We start from the raw sequence: 25,749 nt of genomic DNA on the forward strand, positions 1-25,749 counted from the left end.
ATATAATTAACCTCACCTCATCGTGCTTGCAGGTCGCTACACCTATAGTCAATTCAAATAACAGTGAGACATTTTTGTAGGGGCGAAAAATTTTTCGCCCCTACATATACCGTTATTGTAGACTCTCTTAGAGTGTCTGAGTGTTCATTGAATCAACTATAAATTACCTTTTTCATCTTGACCCCTGAAAAAATCAGTCTGCTATCGACTAAAGTAATCAAAAAATAGAGAAAACATAACTTCCAATTATATATAGACGGGTCTTGTCCGTTCTTTTGAGAATTCTGTCGAGTTTGGCCCGATTGGTTTCCAGGAAAAAGGGGTAAAAAGTAACCCATGCGGATTTCATATCAATACCGCAAACAAGCAGTTCTTAGGGAGTTATGTTCAGAAGCAGTGCGCCCCAGACCCGTCAAACGAACTCACCAATTCTTAGCTCTTTTAAGATGTTACTTTTTCCATCTTGACCCTCCTCCCCAAATCTAGCCAAAATTAATCAAATTCCAGAAAAACAGAAGACTTATGATGTATGCCAAAGCAAGTGAAATTGGCTCGGATAACCCTGTACAACTGAGACGAAAAAAGCGCGATTTACTGACGGGAAGGTCGCGCCAAGATCGTAATGCTGTTAGGGGCTTCGATGATATTGTCTCCCAGTTTTGGCAACTCTGGCAGGAAATGCACGACCCATTGTATCGCTGCTGTCTGAAGTTGATGAATTATAATTCTACGGATGCAGAAGATGCTTTGAGTCAGGCGATGCTGAAGGCTAGGGAAAAGGTGCTGAAGTATGTGGGGAAAATCCACAATTTGAAAGCTTGGCTGATGCAGGTAACTCGCAATTTATGTATCGATATTATTCGCAAACGCTCTGGGGAAGCGGCGGGTGTAGATAGTCTTGAATGGGTGGGAGAAACGGAGAATGGGGGCCCTACCAGTGCGGTGGATACCCCGGAAAAGGTTTTGGAGAACGAAGAGAAGGCGATGGTGATTCGGGAGGCGATCGCTTCTTTACCGGAACGGTTGCGCCATACGTTTATCTTGCATTTTTATCAACAGCTCTCCCATACAGAAATTGCTGAAGTACAAGGTATAACCTACGAGAATGTTTGCAAGCGGATATCTTTGGCGCGGAAAATCCTCAAAGAGAAGTTAAGTAGCTATTTTCTGGGGACGGATGGGGAGGTAAGTCAGAAGAACAGTAGGGCGATTAAAAGCACTAATACACAGACAAAATATACCTAAGTAGATTTCAGGACTACTGATTTGACTTTAGTGCGATCGCACCTTGATTCCCCTCTTGCAGGCTTTTCTCGGAAGTTCCCTGCGGTTGTTGGCAAAAGCTAGTACTACCTTGTTCGTAATGAAATTGACTAATTTGAGGCGATCGCTTTTCCTCAGCTAAAGAGGCGTTGATGTCAAAAGAAAATACATCAATGGCAACAAAAAACTCCGATTTGCTGAAGAGATATGAAGAGAGTTAAGACTAATTTTGCCAATGGGGTGCAGGTTTAAGCAAGCAGTTTAATACGTTAAAGTGTTGTCTAAAAAAATGGCTAATTATTTAGAACTTATTAATATCAAACCGCTATTGGCTGCTACATCTGGGCGACCTGAAATCGTAGTAGGAATAATTGATGGCCCTGTAGAAGGATCTCATGAAGATTTGCAAGCGGCTTCCCTACGCACGCTCCCCGCCGCATCAGAGGTGATTGGCCAAACGAAAGAGAGCATCGGCTGCGTGCATGGAACTTTTGTCGCAGGAATTATCTGTGCCCAACGGGGTTCTCAAGCTCCAGGGCTGTGCCCGGATTGTACGGTATTGGTGAAGCCCATCTTATGCGATACAGGCGATTTTGAGCAATGCCTCAAAGTTACGCCCGAGAATCTTGCCTGTGCCCTTAGGGAAATGATCGACGCTGGAGCTAAGATTATTAATCTTAGTTTGGGCCTACCCACCACGTCGCTCCAAGAGCAACGTTTTCTCCAAGAGGCGTTCGATTATGCCCTTCAAAAAGGAGTCTTAATCGTTGGAGCGGCTGGCAATCAAGGTCGAATTGGGCAAATGGCTCTGTTTGATCATCCTTGGACGATTCCAGTCGCTGCCTGCAATATGCAAGGAGACTGGCATTTCAAATCGAATAGCGACATATCGGTAGGGAAATCGGGACTTAGGGCACCAGGGGTGAATACGATCAGTACTTCTTCGAGTGGCGGATATATGCCAATGACTGGCACTAGCGCAGCCGCACCTTTTGTCAGTGGAACGGCGGCCTTGCTATGGTCTCTTTTTCCCCAGGCTACAGCAGAGGAAATCCGTCGAGCGATCCTCCGTCCTGATATCCGCCGAACCAGTATGATCCCGCCTTTATTGAATGCTGAGGCTAGCTGGAAAGCGCTATCAAGCAGGGCAAATGACTAAAAAGCTAAAAGCTTTACAGTCCCTATAAGTAGACGGTTCTCGGTTGTCAGAAAACCCTTGTCCTGAGTGAATTCTAGAATTCTTGTCAGAAATTGATCAATAGAATCGTCTTTAAAATGCACGACCAAATTATGTCATCAGAAATTTGGATATCGACTATGAGAAGAAAAATATGATCGAAAAACGAACTGGAATTCTGCTAAACAGCCATTTCACCAACAAGATGGCAGTCAATGGAGAACTGGGTTGGTTGCTTCGAGAATTCAATGCCTCGACAGGCTATACTTGGCGCTTTACACCAGACAATTCAGGTGTCTACGAGCTGGTTGAAGAAATCACTCTTCATCCTTCTACTGAAGCAACAGGGGTTCCTGGTATGATGATATGGAAATTCAAGGGAATAAAAGCTGGCAAAGGCTCCATTCTGCTCGAACTTTATCCACCCGCTGCTACCTCTGCAGTTGAAACCACAACTATTACCATCACACTTGAGTAAGTGCAGTCGTATCTCTTTTTAGGGCGATCGCATATCTTGTACCTTGGTTTAAGGTAACTTAAGTGTAAGCCTACAAAGGAGAGTAGCTTAATATACTCTCTCCATCGTTGGGTGTCTTCATATCATGTCGCACACCCAACTTTATCATTATCATTAAACAAGGCTGAAAAAAAGATAATTTGGAAAAAGTCTTGCAATTTTCAGGGGTTTGTGCTCAGATAGATAAACAACATTACTCAACCGCAATTATACAGCTACTGACTGAGGTTAAAATCGCTGGTAACACTGGCTGAAAATCAGACCCTAGTGTGATTTTTTAAGCGTTCGAGTGGCAAGGTTGAGGAGACACTGTTAAAACTAAAATCCGATCGTGCTTCAATTCGCTTTCGGTTCTATCGCTGGTCCTCTGGCGATCGCCTCCCAGGCAAAATGATATGGAAATAATGATTAGGTAGGTCGAGTTTGAAATCAGGTTGTTTAACGATTGTCGGGACGGGAATCCAATTTGTCAGTCAAGTAACCTTGGCGGCAAAGGCTTGGATCGAACAGGCTGATAAAGTCTTGTATGCTGTAGCCGATCCGGCAACGGCTGAATGGCTGCGATCGCTCAACGAAACTGCCGAAAGTCTTCCGTACAATACCAACAATCAATGGCGCAAACAAACCTATGGTGAAATGGTGGAGGTGATGCTCAATGCTGTTCGTCAAGGATTGGATGTGTGTGCAGTTTTCTACGGTCATCCTGGAGTTTTTGCTAATCCCACTCGTGAGGCGATTCGGCAGGCACGAGAGGAGGGATTCCGGGCACAAATGCTACCGGGAATATCGGCATCTGATTGTCTATTTGCCGATGTGGGAGTCGATCCGGGACAGTATGGATGTCAGAGTTTTGAAGCGACGGATTTTCTGCTTCGCGATCGCCGTTTTGACCCCAGGAGCGCGTTAATCTTGTGGCAAATTGGGTTGATTGGGAATTTTAGCTTTTTTGATGCTCAAGGAGTTTTTCCGGGTCTCAAGGTTTTGACAGAGGTGTTAGAAAAGCATTACGATCGCAACCATGAAGTCATTGTCTATGAAGCCGCTGTTTATTATCCGGTTTGTCAGCCAATTATTGAGCCGATGTCCTTATCTAAGTTACCAGAAGCCTTGGTGAGTGAGGTGTCCACTCTTTACGTTCCTCCGCAAGGACAAATTCCTTTCAATCGGGAAATGATGGCACGTTTGGGGATGGTGAATTAAGATGAACAATCGGCAGATTGAAGTCGGAGCAAAGGCGCGAGAACTGGCGAGAAAGGCAGAAAAGTATCGCTTGCAGAAATGCTATGACAAAGCGTTAATTGAGTTTAGTCAGGCGATAGACATAGAACCAGACTATGGTTGGGCGATCGCCCATCGCGGAGAAGTCTACAGACAGATGAAATGCTATGAGAAAGCGTTGGTTGATTTTAATCGAGCGATCGCCTTACAACCGAGTCGTCCTTGGGCGATCGCCCACCGAGGAGCAACTTATTTTAGCTTACAAGATCATCCCGCAGCCCTGGCGGATCTCGACCGGGCCATTGAGTTAGAAAAAAACTATGCTTGGGCGCTCATTTATCGAGCCAATTGTTATACGGCGATGAGAGAATATGAAACCGCTTTATCGGATCTCGACCGGGCGATCGCTATAGACAACCAGATTATACCGAGTTGGCAGGGAGAGCGGGGATTGTTATTAAGTTATATGTACAGATACGCAGAAGCGACAGAATACTGTAAATTAGGATTAGCGGAAAATCCTGATGACTATGTTGCTTGGTACACCCTAACTGTGACTAAATTCCGATGGAAAGGTGCAGCAGCAACAGAAATAGCCCTGACGCGGAAGGCGCTGGAAACGGCATTGGAGCAAGAGGGCAGAACGGGTGGAATTGTGTATCGTTTGGCAGGATTAGCAGCGTTAGAAGAAGATGAGGAACGAGCCTTAACCTTGCTTCGCGAAGCTGTTATGTTACAGGAAGAACCAAGACAATTACTGCGTCACGATCTGGCTTGGCAGGGATGGCGCGATCGACCTCAATTCGACAGTTAAGAAAAGCTGATTTGCAATTAACAAAACAAGAAGAAGACAACCATGAATGACAGCGTAGAATCTAAACCAAACAGACTCCAATTAATGGCTGAAAATTGTCAGGAGTATGAAAATCGGGGAGAAAGCGAGCGTGCTTTGGTGCTCATTGATATCATCCTCGGCATAATAAAGGAAGCTGAAAAGAAAGCTAAAGCTAGAGAGGAAAAAACAACAATAAGCCAGGAGTTTTGTTCCTGGAGTTATGCTCATAAAGGTGCCATTGAAAATCAACAAATGGAAAAAGTAGTTAATATGGCAGTAGACATATACTATCGTGGATATCAAGATGAGGCTAAGGCAATTTTAGGTGCAGCGATAAACAAGTTTGAAAAGACTATTTTTGATTGGTTTAAAGACGCACTAAAAGATAGAGGAAAGAAGAAGTATAAGTGGGCTTACAGTCATCTAGGAGAAGCCTATCGGCAGCAAGCTATACGCTATGGTTACTTGGGATTGTTTGAACGCAATTCTGATAAAGATTTTGGCAAATGTGATGAGTATTATGAGGGGCAAAAACAAGCTCTAACGAACGCGAAAGAAAATTTTGAAGAAGGGATGAGAAGAGATGGATACTGGGATTTAGCACACTTAGGTGCTACATATTATTATTTAGCGATCTATAGATTTGCAACCTTGGATGATTTATGGAAGCATTTTGAGCAGGCACTTGAGAAAGCAATTGCTCAAGAAATCGTGGGTAAAGACGACTTAGGCGAGGCGGAAAAAAAACTAAACCGTGCTGTAAGGGTAGCTAGGAAAGTAGGGCTTACCTATCCCTGGGCGAATGTTTACTTAGCCTCGACCTATGGAATCCAGGCGAAAATTCTTGAAATAGAGGCCAAACATGAGAAAAATTTTCAGAAACAAAAACAGTATATTCGGGATGCAGAGAAGAAGTGGCACGCTGCATTTTCTACGCTCATTTTGGCCTTAGAAGAAGATAGCAAGATAGTTGCGCCTTACAAAAATGTAGTCATACTCCATGAACGGGCAATGAGCCTAAGCAAAACTAAATTAGAAATCATGAAAAAACAACTATACAAGGAGCTTAGCAAAGAGCCACGGGATGAAACAAAAATAGCTCTCCTCAAGCAAGGAATGGGAGAGGAATACCGACGTCTAGGAGAGATAACAGAAACGACAGGGAAAACGGTTCGAGAGGCATTTCTAAAGCATCCCAAAGATCCAGAGTTCCATCATTATTATTTAGCAATAGCCCGATTGAAGCACTATCAGCTTACCCTGAAAAATCAGTACGATTTCCTAGAGCCTGAGGAAGGAGATGAAAGCAATGACAGCTTTAAGGACAACTTTGAGGAGCATTTAAGTGCCTTGAAAGGATACTTCAAAAATAGTCATGCCAATAGTATCAATCATCCGATTCGTCTACAGGAATTAAATGAAGATTATCTTCGTGCAAGCTTGTATCTCAATCAAATTTTTCTCAAATACAAGATCGAGCAACCAGCAGACAAAAGCAGCTTGAAGGAAGATATAGATCGAGCAAAAGACTATTTGCGAACCGCATTTTTCCGCAGTCCCAAGCTATTGATTAAATCCTATCTTGATTCAACTTATAGTTTGTACAAGGATTTGCAAAAAGAATGCGAAGCCAACAATCAATAAGCTGAAAGGAGCAAAAAGCACATGAGTCAATTTCTAGAGTTTTTAATCAATTTAGCTGTAGAACCAAGCCAACAGCAAGCTTTTGAGTTAACTCCCAGTACAGTGATGGCAGAAGCGGGGTTATCTCCATCGCAACGAGCTGCGATTGAAAGCAAGACAAAAAGCAGGATTACTGAAATTATCCCCAGGGAAGATTTTCAAGTAGCGTTGGCAACTGTTGTTCCGGAGGAAGATCCTATACCCGATCCCGATCCACCTCCCGATCCCGATCCACCTTCCGATTCCTCTAAGAGGAACAACAATTAAATAGATAGGCACAAGTAAAAACACTTAAAACCCTGGCTTCTTTAAGAAACTGGGGTTTTGTAACTCAATAATTTTCCTTCGATCGTGAGCGAACTATTCGGCTATAAAATTAGAACCAAACTGCACGAGAGCAATAACTCATTAGTTTATCGCGCTTCCAGTCTAGACAACAAGCAACCTGTCATTCTTAAGGTACTCAAACAAACCCATCCGCCCCCTCGAAAAATTGCTGGGTTCAGACAGGAATATGAAATAACTCGCAGCTTGAATATTCCAGAAATAGTACAAGCCTACAGTTTAGAGAATGACCAACATCAATGGTTAATGGTGCTGGAAGATTTTGGTGGACAATCCCTCGATACACTAATTCAACACCACCAACTCGATCTGGGTCAATTTTTCTCTCTGGCCATTGAGATCGTTGAGATTTTAGCATCGGTTCATCAACAACATATTATTCATAAAGATGTTAACCCCTCCAATATTATTGTTAACCCCTCTACGGGCACGGTCAAATTAATCGATTTTGGCATCTCGACAAACTTGGCAGTGGAAAATTCGATATTTTGCCATCCCAACCTCTTAGAAGGAACCCTAGCTTATATTTCCCCAGAACAAACGGGGCGGATGAACCGGAGCATTGACTATCGGACGGACTTTTACTCCCTGGGGGTGACATTCTACCAATTACTGACTTCCCAACTACCTTTTCCCACCGACGATGCGATGGAATTGGTGCATTGCCACATCGCCAAGCCACCCCCAGCGCCTCACGAGTGCAATCCAGATATTCCGCCAGCACTTTCGGCGATCGCTCTCAAATTAATGTCTAAAAATGCCGAGGATCGTTACCAATCGACATACGGAATCAAAGCCGATCTAGAACAATGTCAGCAACAGTGGCAGACTAAAGGACAGATTGACTCTTTTCCTCTTGGCAAAGACGATATTTCCGAGCAATTTCAAATTCCCCAGAAACTCTACGGACGAGAAAAAGAAATTGCTCGTTTAGTGGAAATCGTTAAAAGAGCAGGTCAGAGAAAAAGCGAAATGATACTGGTGTCCGGATATTCTGGTATTGGCAAATCTGCTCTCATCCAAGAAGTGTACAAACCCCTCACCCAACAGCGGGGCTATTTTATCTCGGGTAAATTCGACCAATTGCAGCGCAATATTCCCTACAATTCCGTCATCCAAGCCTTTCGCAGCTTGCTGCGACAATTGCTGACAGAAGGCGAAAAGGCGATCGCGCTTTGGCGAGAAAAATTGCTAGCCGCTTTAGGAATAAATGGCAGAGTTATCATTGAAGTTATTCCCGAATTAGAACTAATTATTGGCAAGCAACCGGAAGCCCCTCCCCTGGAAGCAGCAGCAACGCAAAATCGCTTCAACTTAGTATTTTTATCCTTTATTAAAGTCTTCACCCAACCTGAACACCCCCTCGTCATTTTTTTAGACGATTTACAATGGGCAGATGGGGCATCGCTAAAGTTGCTCAAACTGCTAATGACAGATGACAATAGCAATGATTTATGCTTAATCGGAGCCTATCGAGACAATGAAGTGAGTGCATCCCATCCGTTGATGCTGACCTTAAAAGAAATCGAAAAAAGCGATGCCAAAATCAATCGCATCCAGCTTTCTGCTCTCAACCTATCTGAGGTTAACCGTTTAACTGCTCATACGCTCCATGTCGTACTCCCAACATCCAAACCCCTAGCAAAAGTTTTACATGCAAAAACTAGTGGTAATCCTTTTTTCCTGAAACAGTTTTTACAAGCTTTAAAGGAGGAAGGATTGCTAATGTTTGACAGAATTCGCGGTTGTTGGCAATGGGATTTAGAGCAAATTCAAGTCCAACAGATTGCTGAGAGCGCAGTAGACTTGATAGCAGCCAAAGCACGGAAGCTAGCACCGAAAACCCAAGAAGTGCTATCGTTAGCTGCCTGTATTGGCAACCAATTCGATTTGAAAATCCTCGCGATCATATCTGAAGAATCACCGCGAGTCACTGCGATCGACTTAGAAGAGGCAATCGCTGAGGGTCTGATCTTACCACAAAAGAAGACTTACAAACTTTTAGAACTAGATATAGAGGGACTCTCGGAAGAGTTGACAGCGGAATATAAATTTGCCCACGATAAAATCCAGCAAGCGGTTTATTCATTTATTCCAGAAGCAGATCGACAAGCAGTACATTTACGAATTGGACAGTTGTTGCTACAGTATATCCCTTTAGCAGAGCAAGAGCGAAAGCTATTTGATATTGTGAATCAGTTAAATTTAGGTCTGGATTTGATTGAAGATTCAGAAAATAAATATGAGTTAGCACGATTAAATTTGAAGTCTGGGAAGAAAGCAAAATTATCTGCCGCATATCAAGCTGCATTAAAGTATTTGAAGATTGGCATAAAGCTATTAGTAGAAGATAGTTGGGTGAGCGAGTATGAGTTAACATTAGAACTATATATAGAAGCGTCAGAAACTGCTTTCTTAAGTACGGATTTTGACCAGATGGAGCAATATAGTCAAGTAGTATCGAACCGTGCTACAAGAAAAATTGAAAAATCTAGAATTTATGAAGTCAAAATATTAGCTTATTCTGCTCAACGCAAACTACTGAAAGCAATAAAAGTTGGTCTAGAATTCTTGAATTTGTTAGGCTTGAATTTTCCAGTAAGTCCAACAGAAGAAGATGTTCTGGTAGCAATGCAGCAAACAAAATCCATTTTAGAAGAACGAAAAATTGATGATTTAATCAATCTGCCTGCGATGAAAGACCCACAAAAGCTAATAGCTATGCAAATGATGAATAAATTACTTATGCCTGCTGCTGTGGGAATGTATTCACTAATTCCTTTGCTAGTAAGTCAACAAATTAACCTCTTGATCCAATATGGTAATACAGAGGATGCTATTGGCACTTATACAATGTATGCATATCTCCTTTGTGGAACTAATGATATTGAGAGAGGTTATCAATTTGGACAACTTGCTTTACAGATATTAGGACAGTTTTGTGCCCAAGAAATTAAGTCAAGAACCTTAATGGTAAATAATTTTGCTGTAGTTCATTGGAAGCAGCATATTAAAAATACTCTATCATCTTTTATAGAGGGATATAAAAGTGGATTAGAAACTGGGGATTTGGAATTTGCAGCTAACAATGCAAGTACTTACTGCATTGTTTTGTACCTCACTAGCAAAAATTTAGCAGAGGTACAACAGGAGATAGAAATTTATGGTGCAGTTGTAACTAAACTCAAACAAGAAGCAATACTAGACTGGCTCAAAACTTATTGGCAGGCAATTTTACTCTTGCAGCAAAGCAAAATAGATAATCCGTTCTGCTTAAGTGGCGAAATATATAAGGAGGAAGAAATGCTGCTACTTCATATTCAAGTTAATGATAAAGGTGGTTTATTTAATCTATATTTTAATAAAATAATCCTTTCTTATATTTTTCAATATTATGAGCGAGCAGTTAAATATTTTGATTTAGCTAAGGAGGGCTTCGAGACACAAAGAGCATCAGTGTATATGCCAATATATTATTTTTATAAATCCCTAAGTAAACTAGCTATCTTTTCAAAATCTTCAGAATCAACCCAAGAAAGTATTCTGGAAGAAGTCGCAGCTAACCAAGAACTAATGGAAAACTGGGCTGGACATTGTGCGGCTAATTGTCTGCACAAATTTTACTTAGTAGAAGCCGAACGTGCCCGGATTTTAGGACAAGATAGTAATGCTAGAGAATACTACGATCGCGCGATAGCTGGCGCTCAAGAAAATGAATATCTCAATGAAGAAGCCATTGCTTGCGAATTAGCGGGAATGTTTTATCTAGCTAGAGGTCAAGACAGAGTAGCCAGCTATTACTTAAATGATGCTCATTATGCCTATCTCAGGTGGGGAGCGAATGCTAAAGTTAGAGACTTAGAAACCCGATATCCGCAGTTTTTTGCTGCCAAACCTGGAGCCATAACCGATCGCAAATTATCAACAACCCTATCCACGGCTGGAGGTTCTAACGAAACCTTAGATTTAACCAGTATATTGAAAGCTTCGCAAACTATTTCCAGCGAAATTGTCCTCGAAGAACTACTCAGTAAGTTAATCGAGACGGTTATTGAGAACGCTGGCGCACAAAGAGGGTTTTTGATTTTACCAACTCTAATGAATGCAGAAGACAATGAAGACATTCAGTGGCGCATTGAAGCAGAATCTGATACCACCTCTGGAGAGACCAAAATTGCTCGTAGCGTTCCTGTAGATGCTTTCGATCCTCAACAGCAGATACCTTTACTCTCAACTGCTATCGTTAATTACGTCATCAAGATCCGAGAAAATGTCGTCTTAAACAATGCCACCGAGGAAGGAGGATTTACTCGCGACTCTTATATTATTGCCACTCAACCCAAATCTATTCTCTGCACTCCTCTCATCAATCAAAACAAACTCATTGCTATTCTGTATCTAGAAAACAATCTAACCGTCGGTTCGTTTACCAACGATCGCCTGGAAACCTTAAAAATCCTCTCCTCCCAAGCCGCGATTTCCATTGAGAATGCTCGCCTCTACGCTCAATTAGAAGACTACAGCGAAAGTCTCGAACAAAAAGTAGAAGAACGCACCCAAGAACTGTCTCAAACTGTAGAAGTTCTGAAATTAACTCAGGCGGAACTAAAAATCGAAAACGAGTTACTGAAAAGTGGAGAAGAACCCTCAACCTTTGACTATCAAGTCGGTGGAAGCCTGCCAATAGATGCTCCAACTTACGTCGTCCGTTCTGCCGACAGACAACTCTACAAAGCTTTAATCAAAGGAGAATTCTGCACGATCCTTAATTCTCGGCAAATGGGAAAGTCTAGCTTGCGCGTGCAAATGGTGAAACAGTTGAAAAATACAGGTACTAACTGCGTGGCGATCGATCTGACTGGAATTAGCGATCGCCAAGTCCGTCCGGAACACTGGTATGCTGGTTTAGCCTATTTATTAGTCAAAGCATTTCGTCTATCAGATACCGTTAATCTTCGCAGTTGGTGGCGCGATCGCGACCTCTTATCCTCCAGCCAACGTTTTTCTGAATTTATCGAAACGGTCTTACTCCCCAACATTTCGGGAAAAATTGCCATCTTCATCGACGAAATAGATACCGTCCTCAACCTGGATTTCGATACCGATCCCTTATTCAAAATCCTCCGTTACTGCTATAATCAAAGAGCTGAAATTCCCGATTATAATCGCCTCACTTTCATCTTACTCGGTGCCGCCTCTCCTTATCAACTCATTCAATCCAAAAGCAGCACCCCATTTAACATCGGTCAAAAAATTGAACTCGCCTATTTTAGAAAGCACGAAGTTCAACCCTTACTCTATGGGTTAAGCAAACGGGTGACCAACCCCCAAACCCTACTGACAGAAATCTTAGCTTGGACGGGAGGTCAACCCTTCCTCACCCAAAAACTCTGTCGGCTAATCCGCAACGATTCTTCCACTCTTCCAAGCAACCGCGAAGGAGAATGGGTAGAAGAATTAGTGCGATCGCACATTCTCACCGACTGGGAAACTCAAGACGAACCCCAACATTTAAGAACTATTCGCGATTACCTCCTCCAAGATAAACAGAAAGCGGTTAGACTACTCGAAATTTATGGGCAAATCTTAGAGAAAACAGAGGCGATCGCTATTGATAATGTCGAACAAGCAGACTTGCTCATGTCTGGGTTAGTCATCAACAAAAGGGGTGTTCTCCAAGTTGGCAACCGCATTTACGAATCAATTTTTGATCGAGCTTGGATAGCCAAAACCTTGCATCGACTAAAACTTTAAGTCTCGAAAATAGTCAGTATATAACTGACAACTAGAACACACAACAGAACCTTGCAAATTCACCAATCCCAAACAGTGCAACTTAAACGCTAATTGCTGCTCTAACTCTATGGGTTGGTTTGCCTTCAATACCTCTTTATAAGCCACGGCGAGATCGGGATCGGCTTTCAGGCTAGCCAGATGTTGGTGCAGGTGATTGTGATAGATACCAGTATCGGTTGCTGCCGTTTTCATCAATTCTTCCCAAGTGACGGTCTGTTGAGCAAGATGATAAAATCCCAGTCGCACGAGATAGGGATGACCTGCAACTAATTCCATAAATTGCTCTATCTGTTGCACTGAGAGGTCGAGTTGGTGGCGCTCCGCTAATTCTTCAACCTGAAACGACGTAAACAACGGCAACTTATGCACAAAACCAACATTGAACGGCGAGTGATTCGTCTTCAAAGCGAGATACTCTTCGGTAGAGTAAACCAGGATTAAACGTAAGTTTTTCCAGAGTTCACTTTCGCTATCTCCAAAACTCGCTTTTTCGTGCCAATAACGCAGCATGGCAAAAAATTCAGCGGCAATGATTGGATATAAAAATAGCTCCTCAACCCGATCTAAAGCAATGACTAAAGGCGAATTGTGGTGAGCTTGTAAATAATCTTCAAGATAGATGGTACAATTACTTTTGCTCCCCAAAAAATCGTCCCAGTAATCGTCGAGATTGGATGTCCACTTCAGTGGGCGCGAGAGCATCAGGCAAAACGAGCGTAAGAAAGAATCTAGGTCTGTTAAACACGCCCGATCGACTTGCTGCAAGTTTAGAGAAACGGTGCGGTAGCCTAACTGCCGAGCATGAGCTAATACTCTCACCATCAGGGAGGTTTTTCCCATGCGTTTGGGTGATTTGAGTCGGATCAGGCTTCCCGGTGTTGCGATAGCTGTGCAGGTCAATTCTTCAATCGGGGTACGCTGGATGTAAAACGGAGACTCGAGGGGAACGGGACCATCGGGGGATTCTAGGGGGTATTCCCGCATCAGAGGAGTCGCTTGTGCGATGAGTTCTCGTTCGAGGACGCTCAGGGGGCGCGGTTCTAGAATGGCACGGAAGGTCTTTTTAGTCAGGGTCTCGTTAAACAGGTCTGAAAGCAACGACCACAACTTGGATGCGATATTCTTGAGGTGATCTTGTGTAAATCCAGATTGTTTGGCTATTTGAGCAAAGGAATATCCCTCCCAGGATTGATAAAGCACTATTTTTTGTACGGGTCTTAATTGTTTGTGGTATTTAGCGCCTATCAATACCCATAGCTCATCAATAGTCATAAAAGGCGAGAGTTATCTGTTTTTAAGGAGTTAGCGCCTATCTTATACCAATTTTGTAGACAAGATGCAAGACAGGGTAGCTGGAGGTTTTCAAGGATTCAGTGATTCAGAACGAAAGTAGGGATTCGAGAATATTGGATTGTGAATGTGCAACAGGGGAAAATGTTTGGGTTGACGATCGCCCCCGATTGCAATTCTCGACCCCTTTAAAAGTATTAAGACTTTCCTAATTTATCCTTAGAAATACCCATCCAAGTTTTAGAGCGATCGCGCCAACAAAACCAGTCAGCCACTCTTGCTGGGTTAATGGAACCATTCACAACTTACAAATTATTGTCCTAAGTCAGTGGTTTCCGGTGCAGTTGTCTCTGGATTCATCACCTGTGCTAACAGCGCTTCATCAACTTGTGCTTTCAATTCTGCATTCGTCGGTAAATTACGGGTAATATCATTAAAGCGTGTAGGGGTAAAGCCATATTTGTCATTAATCTCTTTAGCTCGAGTACAGAAATTAACCACCACTTCCGTCACTTCAGAAGATAAACCGGCAAGACTCTGGGGATCGGTGCAAATAATAATCGGCGCTACACCGCTATCCACTAAGGTTTGTACTTGGCCGAGAGCAACTTGGCGAATGGGTTCAAGTTCTAGGATGACCCTGGCATAATTTTGTACTTCTTCTGGCGTGAGAATTACGGGATCAACCGGAGAAGGAGAGGAGGCAACCTCCTCTGGAGAAGAACCACAAGCGGTAATGGCGATCGCTAAAGTGGCGATCGCGGCGATCGCGCCCCAATTCCAGATTCTTTGTCTTAAGTTCACCATAGGACTGTCTTTCAATGAGAGAAACCTAGCTACTATAACCGTTGAGAGGATAGGGAGATAGGGGAATCTTACAAGGGTATGATTCATAATTTAGGCTCGATGATCCTCCACCTCAATTCCCCATTCCCGATTCCCTATTCCCCATTCCCTAACACCTAGCGCTCTATGCCAACATATCCACCAAAACTTGGCGCACCCGCTCCAACTCTTCTGGAATAATTTGATGAGCCATATCGAACTCTTCATAGGTTACTGCAATTCCTTGTTTTTGTAACTCATCTCTGGCTTGTTTTCCTTTCTCCAGGGGAACCATCGGATCGAAACGACCATGAAAGAGAAACACTGGAGGCTCATAGGAATATTCTACTTCTGAATGCAAATAACCACTCAAGCCAATTAACCCTGCAAACGGCAGGGTTAATCCCACATGGAGCGCCATTGCTCCCCCTTGAGAAAATCCAGCTAAAACTATTTTTTCTAAGGGGACTCCAGTTTGTTGAGATAACCCTTCTAAAAATGCTTTAAGTTTTTCATAGGAGACTTGAATTCTTTGAGAATCGCTAAACATTTTTTCAGGATTATTGAAGTCTAAACCATACCACATTAACCCTCCTGGAACTTCGGGATGGGCAAAGGGAGCATTGGGAAAGATAAACTGATATTCCGGTAAATTCAGAGTTTCAGCTAGGGGGTATAAATCGGGTGCATTTGCCCCCCAACCATGGAGAAAAATCACTAAACCCTGGGGAGGTTGGCTAGAAGAAGCAAATTCAAGATAATCGAGAGACATAGGGGATGGGTAATTGGTAATAGAAATTAGTTTAACTCGTTTGGGTTCAAGAGGATATCATCGGCGATCGCGTCTTGGATGCGATCGCTCTCTCCTCGCAATAATAAACAATCATCTGCTTCTAATTGCATGGCTGAATCCACTGGATTATAAAGTTTTCCATGGCGACGTACCGCTTGAATGACCACCTGATATTTTTGCCAAATGTCACGGGGTGTGAGCATAATCAGCGGGGATAGCTCAGAAAGGGTTAACCAATGACTGATTCCCTCGGCAAGGGCGCTACGTCCCTCAACTAAATCTCGAAAAGCTAAGATTTCTTCTGGTTTTCCGACGACTAATAATTGGTCACCGGAACGCAAGGTCATTTTATTTTTCGGATAATAGACCCGATCGTCACCTTGCTGAATAGCCATCACTGTCACTCCGGTTAAATGACGGATATCGGTTTCACTTAAGGTCATCCAATCTAAGGATGACGTTTCTGAAAGTTTTACCCATTCATGGTGCAAAGATTCAGTGGCATCATCCAGCCATTTCTGTTGCAGACCCACCAAATTTTCTGGACGGACGCTGCGATAATGGTCGCGATGAATTGCTTGAATGACTGATTGAATCGCCCATTGAGATTCACCTAATGTGGACAGTAAATGGGCCCCCATTTCTAAGGCAGCTTCAAACTCCGGTTGTACGACTTCTTGGGCCCCTAGTTGGGTGAGGACATCAATTTCACTATTATTATGGGATCGGGCAACCACATCCAATTCTGGTGCAAATTCTAGGGCATGTTTGAGCAAGAGTCTGGTCGTGCCGGGATCGGGGAGGGTAATGGCCAAGGCTTTGGCCGTTTCTAAATGAGCTTTGCCTAAGACCAATTCGGAGTCGGCATCACCAAAAATATAGGGAATATTTTGATGTCTTAATCGTTGAATTGCAGCTTCACTATTGTCAATAACTAAGAGAGGATGTCCTTGATTATGCAAAATTCTAATTAGGGCTTGTCCGACTCGCCCATAGCCAGCGATGACAACATGATTTGTAATTGTTTCTGGTAAGGATAGCGCTTTGATTTCTTGTTGACGTAGGAGTTGGTTGAGTCCAGGGATTTTATCCATAAATTGGGCTAACCGGGGGGCAAAGCGGATGCTAATAGGAGTGAGGATTAGAGTAATGGCAGTTGTGCCTAAGATCAGGAGATATTTTTCCTCGGTTAACAGACCCAGATCGAATCCTTCTAAGGCGAGGACAAAGGAAAATTCACCGATTTGGTTTAAGCCCAAAGCGGCGATCGCGGCGGTTTTTAAGGAGTAGCCAAATTTGAGGACAATGGGGAAAATAATTAGGGCTTTACCGAACATCACCATCAGCACTAATCCTAAAATAATGCCGAAGTTATCGAGCAAAATTTGCGGATCGATTAACATGCCAATAGAGGCAAAAAAGAGGCTGGCAAATGTATCGCGTAAGGGGAGAACTTTAGCGAGGGCTTGATCGGCATAATCAATTTCGGCCATCATTAAGCCAGCCACAAAGGCTCCCATTTCAATGGATAATCCCAGATGGGCAGTAACCAGGGCAACACTTAAGCACAGCGCAATGGTGGTTAAGAGGAAGAGTTCGCTGCTTTCGGTGCGGGCGATGCTTTTGATCAGGGGAGGAACAACCCATCGTCCCAAGGCGATCGCCAACCCTAAAAAGATGGATACTTTGAGTAAGGCTGCTCCTAATGTGGGCCAGACGTGTTCGGGGGAATCTAATGCGGGTAAAATGGCTAACATTAACCCCAGGGCTAAATCCTGGGCAATTAAAATCGCCAGCATCACCTGCCCATGAAGGGTATTGACTTCTCCACGCTCCGTGAGGGTTTTCAGAACTACGGCGGTGGATGAGAGTGATAAAATTGACCCTAAGAAAATCCCCTGCGTCCAACCACTGACCCAACCGAGGACAGTGGAGGCGATCGCCACTAAACTTAAGGTTAAGCCAATTTGCAATAAACTCCCTTGAATAGCAATTTCTTTCACCCGCTTTAATTCTGCCAGGGAAAATTCTACCCCCAACGCAAATAATAAAAATGCAACCCCGATCTCTGCTAAGGGTTTAATCTGTTCCGTTTCTGCCAGCAATTGCAAGCCAAAAGGCCCCACTACAAACCCACTCACCAGATATCCTAACAGTACCGGTTGTCGTAGGCGAGTAGCTACATATCCTCCCAGAGCAGAAGCACCTAAAACAAGAGTTAAGTCTAGGATAAAGTGATGATCGGCTGCCATTTTTTTAATATTTGAGAGAGATGGGTGAGCGAATTTTATGCAATTAATAAATAAAAATTCCCCCCGTACTTTGAATATCAATTACCCGACCAATGCCATCGCCTACCCGATCCGGTTGGTTCGTGCGAAGAATTTCAAACCGAATAGATGAACTAGAGTTTATGGTAATGTTATATTCAAAGCTAATCTCTTCATTCCTGGGATCTAGAGGAATATAACCAATGGAAATATTCGCCTCTGGATCGGCAAGAACTATACTCGTGGTTTCCCCTGAACGTAAGGACTCTGGTACTTGTATTGGCGAGTCAGTAGTCAAGCCATAATCTAGATTTAGACCCGTTTGGTTGACCAGCTCAACAGTCATCGGAAATTGGGGATTGTCAACCCGGGCGATCGGTTGCCAAAATCCTTCCTGATAAGTATTTGCAGGAGGGGTTTGACTGACCACATTCATCCCCATAGATAAAAAGAAAGATAAACTTAAAGCTATTTTGATTCCCGTTTTAATCATATTCTAATCATGAGGTAACACTCCTCTATAGTTTATCACTCCTAGGGGACTCAGAGCCATTCTTCTGATTTTTCTCTTCAGAAGTCCTGGACTTACTCTCAGTTGGATCGGGGCGAGATCTTGGGGGTGCAGGTCTAGGAACCGATCTTTTTTTATTCGCTTGAAATTGAACTAACAATTCTAAATCTTTGAGGGATTTTTCAGCACTCTCTACTTTATCTACTAAAGAAGTAGCTACTTGACTTCCCGTTTGGGCAAATTCGGTAAACTCTTGAATTCTTTGGCGAAATCGATTTGCGAACCGTTTCATTTGTTGCCCAGCTTCAAAAGTTTGGGTAACCAATTGACTAATTTCCGAACTAACACTACTAAAGCCTCTCATTTCTGAACTCATTTGATTAGCGATAATTGCTAGTTGTACGGCTAGGTGCCGCACCTGTTGACTGACTCTTTCAATCAACTTTGAGGTTTCATCAATCGTTTTAAGTTCTTCTTCTAACAAGTCTCCAGTTTTCACAATTTTATCGGTTTGATTACAAATCACACCTACACCAGAGGAGGTGGCCCGAAAGGCTCGTTTACCGGATTGAGATAAAAGTTTTCCAATTTGAATAAATCGATGATTTAAATCAGCAACCTCTTGATTTTTTTGCACTAATTCTTGCTGCTGTAATTCCAGGAGCTGATTGCGTTCATGGATCGTCGCTAATTGATCTTCAAGTAATCGAGCATAGGCTTCTACTTTTTGATGCTCCCGTTCTAGTTTTATCGTGTTTCGTTGACCTTCAAGTTGTTTATTTTCTATTTCCCGGTTTAAGTCAGATAAAATTTGAGATTGAGCTAAAATAAGAGTTTGAAATTCCAACAAAAAATAGGCCGCTATCCCCGGTACACTAGCTTCTTGGAAAACAACCACAATGGGTTCATAAATAACTTTGGGATCGCGGGATAGAACAATATTAACGGCTGTACCAATTTTTTCAGTATAGGAAAGCTGCAAACATTTCCCTTGGGTTTTCATATTATTCAAAAAAAATTGAATAGGAGTTTTTAATATTTTTTGTGTGCTGTAGCTTTCACTTAAATGCTCATAAAATAAACGCCGGGAAATCATACCCAACAGTCGCTCAGGACTGGCAATAATTACACCGGCAAGGTCTGGACGTTGATCGAACTGATTTAAGACAACTTGAGTTAAAGTTGTCGGACTGACTTGAAAATCTTGGAGATTTAAGTCAAGTAAACAGGAATTGAGGGTGAGTTGAGCAGAATGGCTCATGGGTAATAGGGAATTGGTAAGGGGGAATCGGTAATAAGTAATGGATCATAGGGTTGTTTTTAATATACTCTCCGATCTTGGGGTTCTGGTAGGGTGATAAGCATTATAGCAATGGCCAAGGTGGTTAGGAGTTCCTTAGATTCTCACTCCTTAGCGACTCTAAACCTATTCCCCATTCCCTATTCCCTATTCCCTATTCCCTATTTCGAGGCTACAGAGCAACCACAAGATGACCAATTGATGGCTTGTTGAAAATGAGGATGTTTGAGTAATTGGGTAGCCGATCGGGGGATCAGGGGGCGAGAAAAGAGATAACCTTGTGCGTATTCACACCCAAGCTGTTGCAGTTTGCAGCATTGAGCTGGGGTTTCGATCCCTTCACAAACGAGTTGTGCCCCCAGGTTATGGGCGAGGGTGATGATAGTTTGGGCGATCGCCTCTTTGCTAATATCCGTTTCTATACCATCAACAAATTCTCGGTCAATTTTAATCATATCAATGGGCAGTTGGTGTAACCGACTGAGGGAGGAGTATCCGGTGCCAAAGTCGTCAATAGACAGTTGTAAGCCCAATGCTTTGAGTTCATGCAAGATGGACGCATCAAATTGAGAAGTTTCCAGAAAGCTCGTTTCGGTAACCTCTAAATTTAAGCAATCACCGGGAATATGATGCGATCGCAATAATTTTTCAATTTGCTCAACTAAATTCGTCTGTTTCAGTTGCAATAACGACAAATTCACATTCAATACGATCTCTAACCCCTGGGAGATCTCAGCTCTCCATTGCTGCAATTGACGGCAACTTTGCTCTAAGACCCACCATCCCAAGGTGCTAATTAAACCAATTTCTTCGGCCACGGGAATAAATTCTCCCGGTGAAATCCATCCTTTCTTAGAATGTTTCCATCTCAACAAGACCTCAAATCCTTTTAATCCCCCTGTCCTTAAGCAGACTACCGGTTGATAGCATAAAGATAATTCTTCTAACTCTAGGGCACGAGTGAGATCGTGTTCTAACTGCAACCGAGCTAGGGCGCGGGGATGCATGACTGTTTCAAAACAGACAAACTGCCCTCCTCCTTGTCCTTTCGCCTGATACATGGCCAGATCGGCATCTCGTAAGAGTTCTTCTGGGGAGTGATAATCGTGATGCCCTAAGGTAATGCCAATACTCGCGCCCAAGGAAAACTCATAATCTCCCATCCGGAAGGGAGTTCGCATTAGGGAGACTAACCGTTCGGCAGCGGCGATCGCCTCTTGAGGATCGCTCAGGGACGTTAATAATACCGCAAATTCATCCCCCCCAAATCGAGCTAATGTATCTTTAGGAATCTCCCGATCCAGGTTACAAAAAGACTCTCCATGAATTCCACTCAGGGAAGTTTGTAATCTCTGAGCCACCTGTTTTAATAAATCATCACCGACCAAATGCCCCAGACTATCATTGATAATTTTAAACCGGTCTAAGTCAATAAATAGAATGGCATATAAGCCAGTTTCTTGCAATTGATAGGCATGGATCGTTTGACCCAGATGATCGATAAACCAAGTCCGGTTTTTTAAACCCGTTAGTTTATCATGATAGGCATCATAGTGCAGTTGTTCCTCCGCTTGACGACGAGCGCTAATATCTTCTACAGTTCCCTCATAATAGATGATATTTCCTTCCTCATCTAAAACCGCTCTTTGAGTCTCTGAAACCCAGATTATTTCACCATCTCGTCGATAAACCTCAGACTCAAAATCATAAACAATCCCCTGCTTTTCAGTCAGGATTTTGAGCTGTTGACGACGAGTCGGATCGACATAAAGTTGACGATCAATATCGGTCAAGCACTCGATCAAGGATTCTGGACTATCATATCCATAGAGATGAGCTAGAAACCGATTAGCACTTAAATAATAGCCATCGGGTGTACTTTGAAAAATTCCTTGACTAATATTTTCAAAAATACTGCGATATTTTAACTCACTCTCACGCAGGGCTAATTCTGCTTTTTGGCGTTTCAGTTCCTGGTGATGGTCTGTAATAAAGCGAGAAATATCCTTAGCCATTAACTCAATCATCTCGCGATCGGCTTCGGTAAAGGGTTGGGTACGGACTTCAGGAGAGAGAAAACTCAGTACTCCATAAATTTTATCTTCTACAATAATTGGAGTTCCTAGATAGGATTCTAGATTTAGATTGTTACAAATAAAACATTCTTTCAGTTTTGGATGATCTTCATTTTTTTCACAACTAATGGTCTCCTGATGATAAATCACTTCCGAACAATATGTATCGGATACCTTAAAACACATTCCCGGTTTTAGTGGCAAATCACTTTGCACAAATTCTAAGCAAATAATCTCTTGATTGAGATTGGCAATAAATCCCGTTGTCAATCGAAATAGTTGACATCCAGCCTGTAAGTAAGCCGCAAACAGTTCCTCAAAATCTTGATAATTACCGGTACTCAGACGGTGGAGATATTTAAGCCGGGTACTCAATTCAGAAAGTTTTTCGGCTTGCTGGTAGCGTTCAGTTAAATCTAAATCAACACAGTATAATTCTGGTTTTCCTTTGGCATTGTAAAGGAGGACATAGCTAGAGAAAATACGGATCGATTCTTGCTTATGATTTTTGACAATTAATTCTCCTGGAGCCATGGGAATTCCTTGGGTAATCCAGTTGTGATACTCTTGGCGTAGATAATCGGCTGTTTCCGGGGTAAGAATTAGCTCTTCTAGATTTTTTCCGATCGCCTCTTGAGGAGAATATCCATATAAATTTTCACTTGCCTTGTTCCAGAAAAAGATATTCAGGTCTGGATCGTATCCCTGTACTGGAATTAAAGGTACTTCTTCAAATAAGCAACGAAATCGTTGCTCGTTTTCCCTTAAAGCCGCTTCACTTTGACATCGTTCAATAGCAATTGCTGCTAACCGGGTGGCAGACTCCATCCGTTTGTGATGTTTCTCTTTGGGGAGACTGGGGAATTGAGCATAAAAACAAAATGTGCCCAGCACTTGATCTTGTAACGATAATACAGGAACTGACCAAGCAGCTTGTAAGCCATAGGATAGGGCTAAATCTTTATAGTTTTTCCAGAGGGGATCGATTGCAATATTTTCTACGATCACAGGTTCCTTTCGATAGGCGGCTGTACCACAAGATCCGGAACCTTCACCAATAGCTACGCCATCAACGGCTTGGTTGTAATTGGGGTGTAACTGGGGAGCTGCTCCTAACCTTAAGCAGTTGTTTGGTAGATCGGTCAATAGAATCGATCCGAACAGTTCTGGAGCTTGGCCTTCTAAGGTATTAATCAGTAAGCTGAGGGTTTCTTGGAGAGGAGCATTTTTGGCGATCGCCTCTAGAATCTGTTTTTGCCCATTTAACCACAGTTCATTATATTTGCGATCGCTAATATCTGCGATCGTTCCCATCATCCGATAAGGACGATTATCATTATCTTTCAATACGGTTGCGCGATCGAGTACCCAAATATATTGACCATCACTACGACGGATACGAAACTCTAGTTCATAGCTATTGCCAGTTTCTAGAGCTGCATCAATCATTTCTTGATACTTCTTTAGATCCTCTGGATGAATCAGAGATTGAACCCTCTCCAAATTGGCTTCAATTCCTTGAGGAGGAAGACCAATCAGAGTATACATTTTTTCGTTCCATACCACCTGGTCAGCTTCCACCTCCCAGATCCAAACCCCATCCGTTGTAGTTTCCATCAAGAAACGGAATTGAGCTTCTTTGATTTTTGTATGGATTGGTTTCATTTCCCCCATCATCCTTGTTATTCCCCCATAGATCTCCGATTATTCAGCCAATATCAATACACCCTTAGCCAAAATGGCCCATTGAAACTCTAATCCAAGGCTAAGGCTAACCTTGGGCTTGATGCTCAATCCAGGGTAAGCTAAATAATCGATCAGATAAAGTCTATGATGTAATCACTTATGCGATCGCCTTCTCTACTTCGTTCTGTGCAACTCGCTCTAGTGGCGCTGCTTCTTATCCTTACCTCTTGGAGCATCGCCCCTGATGCCTTGGCACTCACTCAAATTAAACTCTCTGACCTCTCTTACGAAACTTGCCCTCCAGAAATTGGTGAAGGAACCGTCACCAGTGGAGGTTTCTCTCAAAAGGCCAACTGCTTTCTCATCCATGGAAAAGCAACGAATCCAACCGGAAAAACGGTTTATGATGCCGATATTTTTGGTCGCGTCTACGATGCCAACCGCAACCCTGTCATGCAAAATCGGACTCGTTTGGGGTTAATTGAAGAATTGCCACCGGGAGTCAGTGACTTTGAACTGAGAATCTCAGTGGCCGCCGATCAACCGACTCCCCTAATCCTAGAGCAATTCAAGGCTGCGGGGTTTGGGGGTCGAGTTCGGCGCTAGAAGCCCAATGAACCTTGTGCAAAAGATACCTCAAGGGTGTTAAACACATTGGCTAAAAACTGGAGCAAGAAGATCGCCAAAATGGGGGAAAAGTCCAATCCCCCCAGAGGCGGGATGATCGACCGGAAAATGTTCAGATAGGGATCGGTAAGCTGACTCAACAGAGAAAATGGGGGGTCAAACCAGTTGATACTGGGAAACCAACTCAATAAAACTCGAATAATCAGCAGGACAAAGTAAATGTTACAAAATGTCGCTAGGGTGCTGGCAAGCAAGTACATGGGGATGTTATTCCTCTAAAGATTTGCAGGATCACTTGTTTTCTAATGTACCGGATCGCTTCCCAGAAGTGGCAGAGCAATTCCCGAACCGATTGGGATGGGGGGATGAGAACAGTTCGACATGCAGACGCGGGGATGGGGAGACGGGGAAGATGGGGGGACGCAGAGATGCCCTAATTACCCATTCCCCATTCCCGATTACCCATTGGTTTCCGGGTCAGATGAGACCTTATTCATGGTTCCCAGTTGGTCACGCACATCATCAATGGTTTCATTGAGTTGGGCGATTTTGGTTTCTAGGCGGCGACGAGCCGCTTCAATCTCGGCATCGGCTCTAAAATCAAGATTGGGGTTTTGGAACTGATTTTGGCTATTACCATTTAAGATTTCTTCAGATTCTAGGTTTTCATTCCGACGATTGGCTAGGGTTGCCCCTAAGATACCGCCTAAAACACTCCCGACAATGGAGCCGAGGAGAAATCCGCTAGCAAAGTTGTTATTAGATTGAGTCATAGGATCGGGTGAGGTGAAGCTTTATTTCTAGGTTAACGGTTATGGGGGATGAATGAGCGATTTTATAGTAGTACGCCTTTAGGTTAGGTTCCAAAGGTGCGATCTCCCGCATCCCCTAATCCCGGAACAATAAATCCTTGCTGATTCAATTCAGGGTCAATACAGGCGGTATACACCTTAAGAGCCGGATAATCTTCATTCAGCTTTTGCAGGGCTGGAGAGGCAGCAACCACACAGACAATACGGACAAATGCCGGATTAATACCTCGTTGGGTGAGTTCTTGTAAGGCCAAGGTAATGCTGCCTCCTGTTGCAAGCATCGGTTCTGGAATTAAGATCCGAGTTTCTGGAGCAAACTCTGGGGGCAGTTTATTCAGGTAACAACTTGCTTCTAGGGTTTCTTCATTGCGAGCCAGACCCAGATGGTAAACTTTCGCTAAAGGGAGCAGGGCTTGGGAGCCTTCCAGCAGAGCCAAACCTGCCCGGAGGATAGGAACGACAGCCACAGGAATTTCTGGGTTAACCAGAGTCGCTGCACAGGGAGCTAGGGGGGTTTCGATGGTGGTTTGGAAGGTGGGTAACCAGTCTCGCACTGCTTCGTAGGTAAGCCAGCGTCCCAGTTCCGTCATGGCAGTACGGAATAGAGCGCTAGGGGTTTGGTGATCGCGAGCAACAGCCAACCAATGTTGAATCAGGGGATGGGGGGGGACATGAACGTGCAGTTGAAAAGTCATGGGTGTGTGAGGATAAACCAAACAATAGTTT

19 protein-coding genes are annotated in these 25,749 nt (G+C 43.2%); 9 read left to right on the forward strand and 10 right to left on the reverse strand.

What is annotated here, in order from left to right; all coding sequences use genetic code 11:
- The first annotated feature begins 522 nt into the window (after nucleotides 1-522).
- From J7529_RS13720 to J7529_RS13755, 8 genes are all read left to right on the forward strand, one after another.
- Nucleotides 523-1,245 (forward strand): sigma-70 family RNA polymerase sigma factor, encoded by a 723-nt coding sequence (locus J7529_RS13720; protein ID WP_318729419.1) that lies wholly within the window; start codon nucleotides 523-525, stop codon nucleotides 1,243-1,245.
- A gap of 307 nt (nucleotides 1,246-1,552) precedes the next feature.
- On the forward strand, nucleotides 1,553-2,422 hold the full coding sequence (locus J7529_RS13725; RefSeq protein ID WP_318729420.1) for a S8/S53 family peptidase: 870 nt from the start codon (nucleotides 1,553-1,555) through the stop codon (nucleotides 2,420-2,422).
- A gap of 172 nt (nucleotides 2,423-2,594) precedes the next feature.
- On the forward strand, nucleotides 2,595-2,918 hold the full coding sequence (locus tag J7529_RS13730) for a protease inhibitor I42 family protein (protein ID WP_318729421.1): 324 nt from the start codon (nucleotides 2,595-2,597) through the stop codon (nucleotides 2,916-2,918).
- A gap of 462 nt (nucleotides 2,919-3,380) precedes the next feature.
- Nucleotides 3,381-4,157 carry an SAM-dependent methyltransferase gene (locus J7529_RS13735; protein ID WP_318729422.1) on the forward strand — a complete coding sequence of 259 codons (777 nt, stop codon included), beginning with the start codon at nucleotides 3,381-3,383 and terminating at the stop codon, nucleotides 4,155-4,157.
- Nucleotide 4,158: 1 nt separating this feature from the next.
- Complete coding sequence (locus tag J7529_RS13740; protein WP_318729423.1) at nucleotides 4,159-4,989, forward strand: hypothetical protein; 831 nt, start codon at nucleotides 4,159-4,161, stop codon at nucleotides 4,987-4,989.
- 42 nt (nucleotides 4,990-5,031) lie between these two features.
- Complete coding sequence (locus tag J7529_RS13745) at nucleotides 5,032-6,654, forward strand: hypothetical protein (protein WP_318729424.1); 1,623 nt, start codon at nucleotides 5,032-5,034, stop codon at nucleotides 6,652-6,654.
- A gap of 21 nt (nucleotides 6,655-6,675) precedes the next feature.
- Entirely contained in the window at nucleotides 6,676-6,960 is a 285-nt protein-coding gene (locus J7529_RS13750; protein WP_318729425.1) for a hypothetical protein, read from the forward strand.
- Nucleotides 6,961-7,044: 84 nt separating this feature from the next.
- Nucleotides 7,045-12,792, forward strand: coding sequence for an AAA family ATPase (locus J7529_RS13755; RefSeq protein ID WP_318729426.1), 5,748 nt, complete (start codon nucleotides 7,045-7,047; stop codon nucleotides 12,790-12,792).
- On the opposite strand, the gene J7529_RS13760 is transcribed toward J7529_RS13755, so the two are convergent.
- The 7 genes from J7529_RS13760 to J7529_RS13790 form a co-directional block, all read right to left on the reverse strand.
- Nucleotides 12,781-14,106, reverse strand: coding sequence for an AAA-like domain-containing protein (locus J7529_RS13760; protein WP_271942066.1), 1,326 nt, complete (start codon nucleotides 14,104-14,106; stop codon nucleotides 12,781-12,783). The genes J7529_RS13755 and J7529_RS13760 overlap by 12 nt on opposite strands.
- Before the next feature lie 330 nt (nucleotides 14,107-14,436).
- Nucleotides 14,437-14,931, reverse strand: a complete 495-nt coding sequence (locus tag J7529_RS13765; protein WP_318729427.1) for a DUF4168 domain-containing protein — start codon at nucleotides 14,929-14,931, stop codon at nucleotides 14,437-14,439.
- A gap of 163 nt (nucleotides 14,932-15,094) precedes the next feature.
- The gene (locus J7529_RS13770; protein WP_271942060.1) at nucleotides 15,095-15,721 is read right to left on the reverse strand and encodes an alpha/beta hydrolase; all 627 of its coding nucleotides are present in this window, start codon (nucleotides 15,719-15,721) and stop codon (nucleotides 15,095-15,097) included.
- A gap of 26 nt (nucleotides 15,722-15,747) precedes the next feature.
- Entirely contained in the window at nucleotides 15,748-17,994 is a 2,247-nt protein-coding gene (locus J7529_RS13775) for a cation:proton antiporter (protein WP_318729428.1), read from the reverse strand.
- 43 nt (nucleotides 17,995-18,037) lie between these two features.
- Nucleotides 18,038-18,505: a hypothetical protein gene (locus J7529_RS13780; protein ID WP_318729429.1), complete on the reverse strand. Its 468-nt coding sequence runs from the start codon at nucleotides 18,503-18,505 to the stop codon at nucleotides 18,038-18,040.
- 25 nt (nucleotides 18,506-18,530) lie between these two features.
- Complete coding sequence (locus J7529_RS13785) at nucleotides 18,531-19,784, reverse strand: hypothetical protein (RefSeq protein WP_318729430.1); 1,254 nt, start codon at nucleotides 19,782-19,784, stop codon at nucleotides 18,531-18,533.
- Nucleotides 19,785-19,984: 200 nt separating this feature from the next.
- Complete coding sequence (locus J7529_RS13790) at nucleotides 19,985-23,563, reverse strand: EAL domain-containing protein (RefSeq protein ID WP_318729431.1); 3,579 nt, start codon at nucleotides 23,561-23,563, stop codon at nucleotides 19,985-19,987.
- A 180-nt stretch (nucleotides 23,564-23,743) separates the two neighbouring features.
- Between J7529_RS13790 and J7529_RS13795 the strand changes: the two genes are divergently transcribed.
- Nucleotides 23,744-24,190: a hypothetical protein gene (locus J7529_RS13795; protein ID WP_318729432.1), complete on the forward strand. Its 447-nt coding sequence runs from the start codon at nucleotides 23,744-23,746 to the stop codon at nucleotides 24,188-24,190.
- Here J7529_RS13795 and J7529_RS13800 read toward each other — a convergent pair.
- The 3 genes from J7529_RS13800 to upp form a co-directional block, all read right to left on the reverse strand.
- Nucleotides 24,187-24,471 carry a YggT family protein gene (locus J7529_RS13800; RefSeq protein ID WP_271942045.1) on the reverse strand — a complete coding sequence of 95 codons (285 nt, stop codon included), beginning with the start codon at nucleotides 24,469-24,471 and terminating at the stop codon, nucleotides 24,187-24,189. The genes J7529_RS13795 and J7529_RS13800 overlap by 4 nt on opposite strands.
- A 198-nt stretch (nucleotides 24,472-24,669) precedes the next feature.
- The gene (locus J7529_RS13805; RefSeq protein ID WP_318729433.1) at nucleotides 24,670-24,984 is read right to left on the reverse strand and encodes a hypothetical protein; all 315 of its coding nucleotides are present in this window, start codon (nucleotides 24,982-24,984) and stop codon (nucleotides 24,670-24,672) included.
- An 83-nt stretch (nucleotides 24,985-25,067) separates the two neighbouring features.
- The gene (gene upp / locus J7529_RS13810; RefSeq protein ID WP_318729434.1) at nucleotides 25,068-25,718 is read right to left on the reverse strand and encodes a uracil phosphoribosyltransferase; all 651 of its coding nucleotides are present in this window, start codon (nucleotides 25,716-25,718) and stop codon (nucleotides 25,068-25,070) included.
- Nucleotides 25,719-25,749: the final 31 nt, after the last annotated feature.

The organism is Roseofilum sp. Guam (genome assembly GCF_017746735.1).
Taxonomy (GTDB): Bacteria; Cyanobacteriota; Cyanobacteriia; order Cyanobacteriales; family Desertifilaceae; genus Roseofilum; species Roseofilum reptotaenium.

Excerpts from the sequence above, each read along its gene's own strand:
- J7529_RS13750 (WP_318729425.1), top strand. The coding sequence starts at position 6,676 with ATGAGTCAATTTCTAGAGTTTTTAATCAATTTAGCTGTAGAACCAAGC.
- J7529_RS13745 (WP_318729424.1), top strand. The coding sequence starts at position 5,032 with ATGAATGACAGCGTAGAATCTAAACCAAACAGACTCCAATTAATGGCT.
- J7529_RS13725 (WP_318729420.1), top strand. The coding sequence starts at position 1,553 with ATGGCTAATTATTTAGAACTTATTAATATCAAACCGCTATTGGCTGCT.
- J7529_RS13760 (WP_271942066.1), bottom strand. The coding sequence starts at position 14,106 with ATGACTATTGATGAGCTATGGGTATTGATAGGCGCTAAATACCACAAA.
- J7529_RS13775 (WP_318729428.1), bottom strand. The coding sequence starts at position 17,994 with ATGGCAGCCGATCATCACTTTATCCTAGACTTAACTCTTGTTTTAGGT.
- J7529_RS13770 (WP_271942060.1), bottom strand. The coding sequence starts at position 15,721 with ATGTCTCTCGATTATCTTGAATTTGCTTCTTCTAGCCAACCTCCCCAG.
- upp (WP_318729434.1), bottom strand. The coding sequence starts at position 25,718 with ATGACTTTTCAACTGCACGTTCATGTCCCCCCCCATCCCCTGATTCAA.
- J7529_RS13740 (WP_318729423.1), top strand. The coding sequence starts at position 4,159 with ATGAACAATCGGCAGATTGAAGTCGGAGCAAAGGCGCGAGAACTGGCG.
- J7529_RS13730 (WP_318729421.1), top strand. The coding sequence starts at position 2,595 with ATGATCGAAAAACGAACTGGAATTCTGCTAAACAGCCATTTCACCAAC.
- J7529_RS13795 (WP_318729432.1), top strand. The coding sequence starts at position 23,744 with ATGCGATCGCCTTCTCTACTTCGTTCTGTGCAACTCGCTCTAGTGGCG.
- J7529_RS13780 (WP_318729429.1), bottom strand. The coding sequence starts at position 18,505 with ATGATTAAAACGGGAATCAAAATAGCTTTAAGTTTATCTTTCTTTTTA.
- J7529_RS13765 (WP_318729427.1), bottom strand. The coding sequence starts at position 14,931 with ATGGTGAACTTAAGACAAAGAATCTGGAATTGGGGCGCGATCGCCGCG.
- J7529_RS13720 (WP_318729419.1), top strand. The coding sequence starts at position 523 with ATGATGTATGCCAAAGCAAGTGAAATTGGCTCGGATAACCCTGTACAA.
- J7529_RS13785 (WP_318729430.1), bottom strand. The coding sequence starts at position 19,784 with ATGAGCCATTCTGCTCAACTCACCCTCAATTCCTGTTTACTTGACTTA.
- J7529_RS13790 (WP_318729431.1), bottom strand. The coding sequence starts at position 23,563 with ATGAAACCAATCCATACAAAAATCAAAGAAGCTCAATTCCGTTTCTTG.
- J7529_RS13800 (WP_271942045.1), bottom strand. The coding sequence starts at position 24,471 with ATGTACTTGCTTGCCAGCACCCTAGCGACATTTTGTAACATTTACTTT.
- J7529_RS13805 (WP_318729433.1), bottom strand. The coding sequence starts at position 24,984 with ATGACTCAATCTAATAACAACTTTGCTAGCGGATTTCTCCTCGGCTCC.